The 682-nt window shown below is 49.7% G+C and carries 2 tRNA genes and 2 rRNA genes; all 4 read right to left on the bottom strand.

Annotation, left to right across the window (positions count from 1 at the left end):
• A 23S ribosomal RNA gene (locus HBH25_RS22980) occupies positions 1-102 on the bottom strand; the annotation flags it as partial.
• A gap of 219 nt (positions 103-321) precedes the next feature.
• Positions 322-397: transfer RNA gene (locus HBH25_RS22975), tRNA-Ala, on the bottom strand.
• Between the two features lie 29 nt (positions 398-426).
• A tRNA-Ile gene (locus HBH25_RS22970) sits at positions 427-503 on the bottom strand.
• 107 nt (positions 504-610) lie between these two features.
• Positions 611-682, bottom strand: a 16S ribosomal RNA gene (locus HBH25_RS22965); the annotation flags it as partial.

Here is a 682-nt window from a genome sequence, read left to right as displayed (position 1 = left end):
CAAAGTCTGTTTGCCGACTCCCCGAAGCTTATCGCAGGCTACCACGTCTTTCATCGCCTCTGACTGCCAAGGCATCCACCGTATGCGCTTATTCACTTGACCATATAACCCCAAGCAATCTCGGGATCATGGTTGTGAAGACAACATCGAATTTTACCTTAGCCTGAATAAACACCAGTGAAAGTGCTATTCAGTCTAACTTTCTATCACATACCCAAATTTTTAAAGAACGATCCGGTCAAAGACCAGAAATCAACATTCAGGCACCGTGTCGGTGGAATGCTCATTTCTAAGCTTTAAACAGCAGAAGCAGAACAGGAATGGTGGAGCCAAGCGGGATCGAACCGCTGACCTCCTGCGTGCAAGGCAGGCGCTCTCCCAGCTGAGCTATGGCCCCGTATCTCTACAGGCATTCCCACACAAAATTGGTGGGTCTGGGCAGATTCGAACTGCCGACCTCACCCTTATCAGGGGTGCGCTCTAACCAACTGAGCTACAGACCCAATTTCGAGCTTGTAACTTAAAGCTGACCGCTTGAAGCTGCTTCTATCGTCTTTTACAAGGAATCAAGCAATTCGTGTGGGTGCTTATGGGCGGCTGTGTCGTCGATTAAGGAGGTGATCCAGCCGCAGGTTCCCCTACGGCTACCTTGTTACGACTTCACCCCAGTCATGAATCACAC

The organism is Pseudomonas quercus (assembly GCF_012033695.1).
Lineage (GTDB): Bacteria > Pseudomonadota > Gammaproteobacteria > Pseudomonadales > Pseudomonadaceae > Aquipseudomonas > Aquipseudomonas quercus.
The sequence above is the reverse complement of the archived record's forward strand: the minus strand, read 5'-3'. Positions and strand labels throughout refer to the sequence as shown.